Annotated in this window: 5 protein-coding genes; all 5 read right to left on the bottom strand. The window is 35.7% G+C overall.

Annotation, left to right across the window (positions count from 1 at the left end; genetic code table 11):
• Positions 1 to 524: 524 nt before the first annotated feature.
• Positions 525 to 1,487, bottom strand: a complete 963-nt coding sequence (locus AC1DSB_RS08275; protein ID WP_477586408.1) for an S-layer homology domain-containing protein — start codon at positions 1,485 to 1,487, stop codon at positions 525 to 527.
• 79 nt (positions 1,488 to 1,566) lie between these two features.
• Positions 1,567 to 6,267 carry a CehA/McbA family metallohydrolase gene (locus AC1DSB_RS08270; RefSeq protein ID WP_477586406.1) on the bottom strand — a complete coding sequence of 1,567 codons (4,701 nt, stop codon included), beginning with the start codon at positions 6,265 to 6,267 and terminating at the stop codon, positions 1,567 to 1,569.
• 320 nt (positions 6,268 to 6,587) lie between these two features.
• Positions 6,588 to 7,121 (bottom strand): DUF421 domain-containing protein, encoded by a 534-nt coding sequence (locus AC1DSB_RS08265; RefSeq protein ID WP_477533313.1) that lies wholly within the window; start codon positions 7,119 to 7,121, stop codon positions 6,588 to 6,590.
• A 1,122-nt stretch (positions 7,122 to 8,243) separates the two neighbouring features.
• On the bottom strand, positions 8,244 to 8,774 hold the full coding sequence (locus AC1DSB_RS08260) for an immunoglobulin-like domain-containing protein (protein WP_477586404.1): 531 nt from the start codon (positions 8,772 to 8,774) through the stop codon (positions 8,244 to 8,246).
• A gap of 561 nt (positions 8,775 to 9,335) precedes the next feature.
• Positions 9,336 to 10,217 (bottom strand): hypothetical protein, encoded by an 882-nt coding sequence (locus AC1DSB_RS08255; protein ID WP_477586402.1) that lies wholly within the window; start codon positions 10,215 to 10,217, stop codon positions 9,336 to 9,338.
• Between the last annotated feature and the right edge of the window lie 265 nt (positions 10,218 to 10,482).

Genomic DNA, 10,482 nt, shown 5'->3' with positions numbered 1-10,482 from the left:
CTTTTTAGAGTGATAATACTCTTTCATTAATACACATCCCTTTGGCGTTGTTGAAACTTTGGTACATAAAATTTGTCCTAACTTATCTAGTATGTAAATAATTCTTATTGAACTAACTTGCCCCGTTAGTTCAATAAGTTCAACAAAAAAAGCGCTAATCCTGCTCGGATCAACGCAACTTTTTAGCAAACGTCGCGACAATATTCAAAACATCGCATCTTTATTTCAAAACTACATACATTGGTGTCATTGTATACTTAGTTTTAATGCTTACAGTTTCTAAGTAATATGAAAACTAAGACAAACCTTTTTCACAACGTATGTAAAATAGCCATTCATCTTGGCTGATTTTCCCATCATAAATACGATGATATTCGATATTTTCAATTCATCTGTCAATGCCGGTTTAGTTTTCCTCTTTAATGCCGGAAGGAGGCAAAAAAAGGGTATGTTCAGAAATCACTTTGAACATACCTTTTTTGATAATTTGTCATTTTATTTGATGGATATCGCTTTATGCAAATCTATTCTTCTAGCAGTTTAATTTCTACCAGTAATCTTTTTAGCATGACTGCTGTTTCTGCCCTTGTTGCAGATTCTTTTGGTTGCAATTCATTTGTCTTGTTTCCTTGAATTACGCCAAGTTGTATAGCTAATGCTACGTCTGCTCTGGACCATGCACTGATAGATTTACGATCGATATATTTTGCCAATACTTGATCCACATCCACTGTTGGTGCTTGTTTCTCTATGATTTTGTATGYACGACCCATTAATGCAGCCATTTGTTCACGTGTGATGTACATACTTGGTTTAAATGTATTGTCTTCGTAACCATTGATTAATCCTGCTTCAACAGCTGATTGTAGTTCCGAAACATACCAATCCGTTGGTCGGACATCTGTAAAGTTTTCTTGYTCCGTTGCTTTTGGCAAGTCGAGAGCACGCGCAAGTAGGGCTGTGAATTCTGCACGTGTAATATCTTTTTCGGGTGCAAATAAACCATTTTTCAGTCCATTAATAATGCCTTTTGTTGCTAATAATTCAATATCCTCTTTTGCCCAATGTTCTGAGATATCAGCAAAAGTGATTGGTTCAGGCGTTGGCTCTGGAGTTGGTGTTGGGTTTGGTTCTGGATTTGGCGTTGACCCGTTAAGCTTAATGACTTCTTTCTCGACAAGATTGCTTTCTGAAGTTACTTGAACTGTAAAGGATACATTGTTGGTCAATGCTTCTTTCGTTTTATACGTATTCGAATACTTTCCTGCTTCGTCAGCTGTGAACTCATCGATATACATCAAATTTTCGGATGTAAGAACATTTCCTTTGAAAACTGTGATCGTCATTACTTTATTAGCATATTTGGCATCATGTCCACTAGTTGTAAATGTGCCATCTTCATTATTGTTTGTTGCAGCAAGTGTTAATAATGGGATACCTAGGCTTATTACAACTGTTGCGATGAACATACATATTAATTTTTTCATCCTTAACCTCCATCTAACTTCATTCGCACTTTGAAAGTTGTCAGCGAGAAGATTACTTCCCGCTGAACTGAACAATTGATTACTTTAATACAGGACGTTTTAATGTTTCATCCCATTTCCAAACCGTTTCAAAATCCCAACCTAATAACTCACTGTACGTCTCAATCGTTTCGATTTCTTCTTTTGTTTTACTTAATCCTGACACACTGGATCCAGCATTTTCTTTTGTTTTTTCCACATTAACGATCGATCCATTATAGGCAAAGTTATTTTCCAAAATTGCCGTATGTCCGCTTAATATACGACCGACGACTCTATTCGCATAAGGAGATGTTACAGTTCCATTTAATGCAATCGTATTTTTCACAGCTGTATTGTTGTAACCATATCCGGAAATACCACCTGCATTACTCTTAGTGGCACTCACTTTACCAGTAGCATACACATTCTCTGTCAAACTTCCAGAATTCGTGATACCTACCAGTCCACCAGCTTGACTCCCAGTTGCCGATACATCTGCGTTGGAGTAACTATTTCGTATTACAGCATTTGAGTAACCAACTAATCCACCTACTGTATTGGCCCCAGTTACTTTACCTGTCGAATAACTATTTTCGATYGTTCCATTGTTAAGATTCACTAGTACACCAGTTTGAGAAGCGCCGTTTTCTCCGGTTACATCTACATTCACCATCGCGATGTTATGGATAGTTCCACCATTTAAATGAATAAGCGCACCTGAAGTTGATTTGAAATTGATCAGCTTTTTCCCGTTACCATCAAGTGTTCCCATAAATGGTGCATCAACAGCAAATGGTGTTAGCACTTCTCCTGTCAAATCAATATCATTTTCCAAAGTATACTTTTCATTTAAATAATCATCTATTTGCTTAAGGTCTTCCGCCGTTCTGATCATGTAGAATCCATTTTCATCCTGATCCAATGATGGTTTTCCTGCCCCATTGTTTTCCGTAAGTTCTTTATTCCCTATTAATATAGGTCGATCTGCGTTTTCATCCCACGTCCATACGTGATTAAAATCCCAGTCAAGATCTTCAAACGTTGCTTGATCTTTAATGGCATCTTCACTCTTACCAAGACCTTTTTCATTATTTGGATTTTCCTGAGTGATTGCCTCTTTGCTGACAATCATCTTCTCTTTTGCGATGTTATTTTCTAATTCCGCCTTTTCACCAGCCAACACTCTTCCTACAATTCTATTAGCTGCGGTAGTCGTAATTACTGAAGTATTCAATGCAGCACTGTTCTGTATCACTGTATCACCATAGGCGTAACCACTGATTCCACCTGCATTGCTTGCTCCTGCTGTTACAGTACCAGTTGCATATACATTTTCTGTAATACTTCCACGGTTTGTAATCCCAACCAAACCACCCGCTTGTTTTTCATTTGCTTTTACATTGGCGGTTGAATAACTGKTTCTAATTATTCCGTTTGAATAGCCAACTAGGCCTCCGACAGTCGACTGTCCCTTGATAGCACCTGTCGTGTAGGAGTTTTCAATCGTCCCATTATTTACATCTACCAGAATTCCTACATCATTCGTTTCTGTAGTAATGTTCACATCCAAAACAGCGATATTTTTGATCGTGCCGTTATTGATCCGGAATAATCCAGCACCATTTGTTGAAACATCAACACCTGTTATAAAATGTCCATTTCCATCAAAAACTCCACTGAATGGGGTGGCATCGGATCCAATTGCAGTAATTACGTCCTGGTTTCCAATGATATCTTTTGTTAGGATATAATGTTTATCTGGATAATATTGGATTTTCTCCAAGTCTTGAACTGTATCAACTTTATATGGATTTTCTGCAGTACCTTCTCCATCCATCGCTTCTCTTACAATTCTAGAAGGGAAAATAGGATTTTGATTCGTCAAATTGTCCCAAACAAAAAGTTTTACAGTATTTTGATCATTATAAACAAGCGGTTTGTCGAAATTGATGATTTGTTCACGACCAAGTCCCTCTAATGCTACCTCTTTTATCTGTGCATCGATAAGCTTTGTACCTGTTGCATCGTAGGTAGCACCAACCACAGTAACTTGATCTTTTGAATTCGGATAGTTTAATAAACCAACTCCATTAAACTCTCCATCCTCCACATCTACACTTGATAATTCCATATGGCTTTCCGGCGGAGTCAATGTAAATTCATCAATAACAGTTCCGGCATTATTGTAGGCTTTAATCATTAAGGAATCTTCATTAGCTTCCAGAATCACGCCAGTCTGAACATTTTCATCGTAAACTACGTTATCCCAATCATAGACTTCATTGTCATAAAATTTAGGACCAGATGAACCCATTGTAATAAACGTAGTCCCTAAGTTCATCGCGTCTTGGTTATTATTCATGACACCGTCTCTAATGGTTGTACGTTTATATACATGGTCATGCCCGCCAATATAAAGGCTTACTCCCAATTGTTGAAGTTTCTTAGTTATTTGTGCTCTACCTGTACTCATCCCAGCATCATCGCTATGTGAACCACCATAATACGGGAAATGTCCCATCACAATTTTCCATTTCTTATTAGTTGCTCTCATGTCTTGCTCAAGCCACTCTAATTGCTTATCCGTGAAGTCCATCGAGTTTAATACAGCGATGTGTGCGTCTCCATAGTCAAACGAATAATTCCCTTCTTTTTTCGTACCTTTCCCATTTTCAGGTAAGTTGAAGAAATTCGTGTATGAGCTTGCATCAACATCTTGTATGACTTCATGATTCCCAATCATGTTTGCTGATAACAAATTTAGGTCTTTGTAGATATACTTCATTACATCCGTCCAAGCATCAGTCATACCAGCTGAATTCACCAAGTCACCAACTTGGATCATTAGCTTGCCGTCTGCATTTTTTTGTTTCAATACATCCAGCATGTCAGTATAAAGCTTAAAGCTTTCTGGATTTCGGTCCGGAACTTGGAGATCCCCCATAAGGTAAATCGTTGTATCCTCTGATTCAGGAGCTGTTTCAAATGAATACGCTTGTCCCCATGGACCTTCCGGAGTCAGGCCAAATCGGTATTGATAAGTTGTCTCTCTTTTTAAATCTGCTAAATCTGCCTCATGTGAAGCCAGTACTCTATAACTACTATTGTCTATATTTTCCCCATAAGCAGATTCAAAATAAGAAACCTTTGTTTCAATGACACTTGCATTGCTCCAATCATTTTCGGAAGTAGGCATATACTGAACATTGGCTTCCTTCAGAACATTGTCCGTAACCAGTGTTATGCCTACTTCTTCTTCCGTTGCCCCAACATTTACAGTTGGCGTAAATTCATTTAAAATTTTGTCTCCATCTAGACTAGTATCATCAACCAATATTCTGACTGTGTTAACCCGTGAATTTCCTGCTGAATCCGTCGTATAGTATCTAACAAAGTATTCGCCGTATTCCTCTACCACGAAATGATTATCCACTATTTCCGCCATGCCTTTAGAATCAAAAACTTCTGCTTTCACATTAGGAGTCTCACCACTATCATCAATTGATGTTGCATCAGGAATTTCCACTGTATCCCCTAACTGAACAGTAGAAGGCAATTCCCCGTTTATGACGATATCAGGAGCGTAGTCAGTTCCTTTCGTTACCTCACCAACCCAGATCGGTGCACTAAGTATTTCATCTCCATCTTTCTGGAAAGTTCGAATGAAGAAATATTCCCCATCACTGGATGGTATCGACTCATCTATTACAAACTCATTGTTATTAATATCCTTATATTCTTTTACAATCTCACCGTTGTTTGTATAGATAGTGACATTGTCAATAAGATCCTCTGTGTCTGGATCTTTCAATAAAACATTAAGATTAAGTTCTTTTGTGTCCCCAGAGAGTATAGAACCCATTATTTTTCCATTAGCTGAGTAACCTAATTCAAAATTTTCATCGAAAGTAACATACGTACGGCGGTTCGCCATTGCATCGTAAATACTTTCTCTCGTTAATTCATCTGTCCAAACACCTGTTAAAGCAGGATTTCCACTTCCCCAATTGGCACTGTGTTCATCCCCTCCATAGGAAGGAGAAAGGTGCCACCCATTATCCAAAGCTTGGACGAATGTGTCAAAATAACGTGAAACTTTATATTCAAACAACGTAACGTTATCATCTATGTCTTTATTTAAATGACCAAAACCATTGAAGTTCCCTTTACTATTTGGATCGGGATGATTGAATTGTGCAATTGCACCTTCTTCTTCTGCAAGACGACCATAAAATGTTGGAAGATCATACATTAATTCGCCCATTCCAAATTGTCCAGTTGCCCCTTTTCCATATGTWCTAGGAAACCATTCTGTATTGAACAAATTGATATGCCCAGCATTGTCATACCAAGTTACTTCAACACCAGGTATTGTTACAAGACTGTCAGAATTCAATCTATCAAGCTCTGATCGAGAAAACTTGTATTCATCCGAGTAAGAATCTGTGTAGCTTTCCAGATAGTCATTACCAGTAGTTATATCAAACGTCACATCATGTTCCGACGTACTGTAAAAATCAAGATTCGTATTTTCTGCCACATGATTAACAGCATCCTCCGGGAACAACACACCATCACTAATGGAAGTATGCGAATGCAACTCCCCCGTATATAACTTCAGATCTAAATACTCTGCCCGTTCACTGTCCTGTGCACTCTTATCCCCTGCAGCATAGGCAGGAATCGTTTGCATCATCAAAGCTAACGGCATTAACAAAGCTATGCCCTTTCTCATTAGAACACTACTTTTCTTTCTCACTTGTAAACCCCTTTCTTTTGGTCGTGCAATCACTCACACAATTCTCACACAATCTAATATTTATCATATTGATGCTTTTATTTTCCATATTTCGGATAATTCTTAACAAAATTTACTATAAGTTAACAATACTTAGTATATTTTCAACAAAATTATTTATCCAAACCCAATAATAAAAACACTCCTTCTACCTTTTCAGGCGGAAGGAGTGTTTTGTGATTTTCTATTATGTGCTGTATAGTTGAGAAAAATTATTCTAGTCTTTCGGCAACTCCGGTCTGATCGGATCATTCACAATGGTATGCGAATGATTGATTAAATCAATCCTTTTGATAAGAAAAGGATGTATCGGAAAACTTGGATTCGATTAATAGTATTAAATCCTGAATGTCCTGCTTGGTGGCTGGTTGTTTATTAGCGTTCAACTTATAACCAAGTTCTCCATTAACCTCTATTGTTCCCCACTCTAGATCACCTATAGTGTAGATTCCAACTTGGCGTAATCGCATTTCAAGATTGTCAGTAGTAAGTCTCATTTTTTTCATGTTTTCTTCATTTATGGTCCCATTTTCAATTACTAATACTGATTTTCCTGTAAGAAGTGTTTCTACCCCTTCAAACTTTATTTTAAGATACTGGATTACAAACACTGTAAGTATGAGAACAGAAGCAACACCAAATGTGTTCCAAAGTCCTTGGTTCTCGATAGGACGACTAAGTAAAGGTCCAATCGTAATCATTATAACAAGTTCGGAGACGGTCATTTGAGAAATGGAATTTCTTCCAGCTAGTCTTAATAAGAGCACTCCCACTACAACAATGAGAACTGCATTCCAAATCAAATTTAATTCCATATTACCAACCCTTTTTTGATTAGTTTTCCCAAAGGACTAATATAATATACATTTAATATAGAGGGTGTAAGGAATAAAACGAGAATTTCCATTTGGTACAGAAGAGGCAGTAAATCCGGGTATTCCCAGATTTTGTGGTGAAATCCATAAAATTGGACCAGCTAAACGATTAACAGACCAAACAATTGATCCTAATTGAAGTAATTCACCCGTTAGTTGAATAAGAATTTCCTTTTTAACTTACCTTCTGAACGATCGTCTGATCCGATGTACATACAAATAAAGATACAGCTAAAAAAGTCATCTTCTAGTGAAGAATCTATTAATTCCTTGATTGTAGCCGGTTTACCCCAAATAAACTCATGATTAAAGTTAATCCTGCGACAATTGGAACAATCTCAAATGAGTTTATTTTAAACAACCAATACGGAATAGGTACACTAAATGAAGAAGGATTAGGTGCTACATTTAAGAAAATCGTGTATGTGACTGGACTATAAAAGGATAGAATTAGTAATGGACATGTTATGCATAGAAACAGTGGTATATTAATTTTAAACGACCAAAATTTTATAAAGATTGTGGAACTATATAAGCCAAACAAAAAAGGGACAATCGAGTTGAACCAATACGTAGATAGAGGATTATAAGTTGCTTCAAAATCTTGTTTTATTATCTGTTGATAATGGAAAGCAATCAGTATCAATGCAAGCAAACCTATAACCCATAGTAATTTCAAGGCAATTTTTTTAAAGTCTTGACGCATTTATTAAACCCTCTCCTTTATGGAATCTTCCTATTGTATTCTCCTCAATCGTAGAAAACCAATCAATCGTGTTTTTTATTTCATTAAATCAGCCTACATTTTAGAATTTAGCCAATCGTCTTTGTACTCTTTATTGAACTAACCTGCCCCGTTAGTTGAAGAAGTTCAACAAAATAAGCGTTAATCCTTATTGGATCAACGCGTCGAAAATACTCAATAAGCTGCCAATGTAGCCCTATATGCCAATTCATTGTGTTTGTATTGATTCCCAGAAAAGTTTATCCATATAAGTCCTTATTATTAGTTCAAATGGTTTTAAAAACTCAAGCCTAAAACACATCAAATTTGCTTTACATTTACGGTGTAATAACTTTAAACGGGGCAGCGAGAGTGAATTTCTTTTCTTTTGATAACTCACTATTAATTTCAAAAGACTTTAAAAGGCGATGTTCGCCTGGAGAAAGCTCACTTTCTAATCGTTCGAGCGAAATTGTTATTTGGGAAGACTCATTTGGACGGAGTATTAGTCCTATATCTTCAAAAACATTATTTTTAAAGGGAATTGAGTACCAAATGCCATCAATTTTCTTTTGAATTAAAAAATGTCTACCATACAAAAATTCAAGGTTGCTATCATTTTGAATATTTACTATAAGTTCCTTGTCAGAGGTTAGAAATTGCTCCTTTTCCAACGCAAAGATAATGCCATGTTGTGAACTTGTAAGTTCTTGTTGTTCTGCCTTTTGAGTTAATTTTTCATTTTCTATTTTATCAGTTAGTTTTTTATCTTGATTTTCTACCCCTTTCACTTCATTTGAGTTACATGCTCCCAATAATAAACATATTGCCGACAAACACAAAATGTACATAATTTGCTTTTTTCTCAACAGAATCTCTCCCTCTAAAGTGATGCTAATTGGTATTTAAAAAGAGTTTCAATAATTATTTACTACAATATACGTTGCCACATCATTTTTAATATGATAAGCCGTAATTGCTAATTTAACAGCCCGATGTTATTGAACTAAAGCACCCGTTAGTTGAATAAGCACATTTATTAAATATGGATAAACAACGTATCATCTGATTTAATCGTGATCAAAGGATGTTCAGGTATGTTCTCTATAGTTAGTAAGATTTCTTTACCAAGAATGCTTGATAGCTTTCTCATAAATTCAAATTGACCGGGTCTGCATCGGCATACAGGTAGCGGTTCAAGGAAGTCGGTTCATCCTCTTCCTCTTCAAAACTAAAGGAACATTGTGGCACTTACGGTTTTTAAAAACCAAAGTTCTGAATGTTAAAAACCTTGAAAGACACTCGTCCTTTAAGGTTGATAAACATACGTATACATAGAATCAAAATCTGAGAAATCAAATACAATACTGTCATCTTCGTAATAGTTTTCAATGTTTCCAATTACCTTACTTGAATACATAACCAAGGATTTATGTCCTTTTACCAAGTAAAATTTCTTTGACCTCTTTCTCTTGATATCTGTAGTGCTTCTTCTCCACAAAAATGAAATTTTTTAGATTTGGTAATTCAAGAAGATTGCTAAAATCTCCTTCTATAATAGTTGTATTTCCAGCGATGTAAATTCTATTCAGGTTCAAACATTTTTTTAACGGTTCTATTGATTGAATATCTCCACAATCGATGATTAAGAAATTTTTTAAATTCCCTAAGCCTTCGAATTCATCTAATTTTTTTATTCGCTTACAACTATCAATTTCTATTTTTTCTAAATTTTCCAATGCACTAAGTGATTCAAGTGAAATTAATTTAGTACATTTATATAAATCCAATAATTTCAAGTTTTTTAAGTGATTGATTCCTTGTAACGTTTGTAGTTTAGTCGAAGTCACAAGTAACTCTCTTAAGGAAGTAAGATGACTTAACGGTATTAAATCCTCAAATGGATAGTTCACGATATTTAATCGTTCCAATGTAGAAACACTAAAACAATTTATAACTTTCGTGTTCCATTTCAGAAAAAGTGTTTTTAGCTTTTTAAATCGACTGATATCCAATTCAACAGTTAACTTACAACCTAGCGCTAAATGCTCAAGTGATTGGATGTGAAATAAGACGCTTACGTCTTTTATATCTTCCGCATATATTTCAACACCCTTTAAAAAATCCAGCGATTTTAAGAAATCTATGTCTTGATCTTCCCAGCCGACACTCCTGCTTAAGCGTAGATATTGAATTCTTTGCTTTACCATAACGCTTCTCAAACTATCATCCCAAAAATCAGTCAATACTAAAGTATGACCAGTATCTTTTTTACCAGAGTCAATAAAATATAAACTCGAATGTACAGACATCTTAAAATTACCTCCTTTTTTATTTTTCCTGCCTACTTTTTATATAAAAAAATAGGCAGGAATATTTCTTCATTTTCGTTTTTTCAACTATTTCTTCTTCTTTTTCTTTTTCAGTAAATATTGTCTTTTCGGGCCTATTGGATAGACCAATAAACGTTCCGCTTGTATGACCTAAATAAACAGTAATCCTTCTTCAACTAAACTGCCCCGTTAGTTGAATAAGAAAAAGGCTTTACCTCTTATTGAAGTAAAGCACCCGTTAGTT

The sequence above is a fragment of the Paenisporosarcina sp. P4_E4_2 genome (genome assembly GCF_056401595.1).
This window is presented reverse-complemented; position numbering and strand designations above follow the sequence as displayed.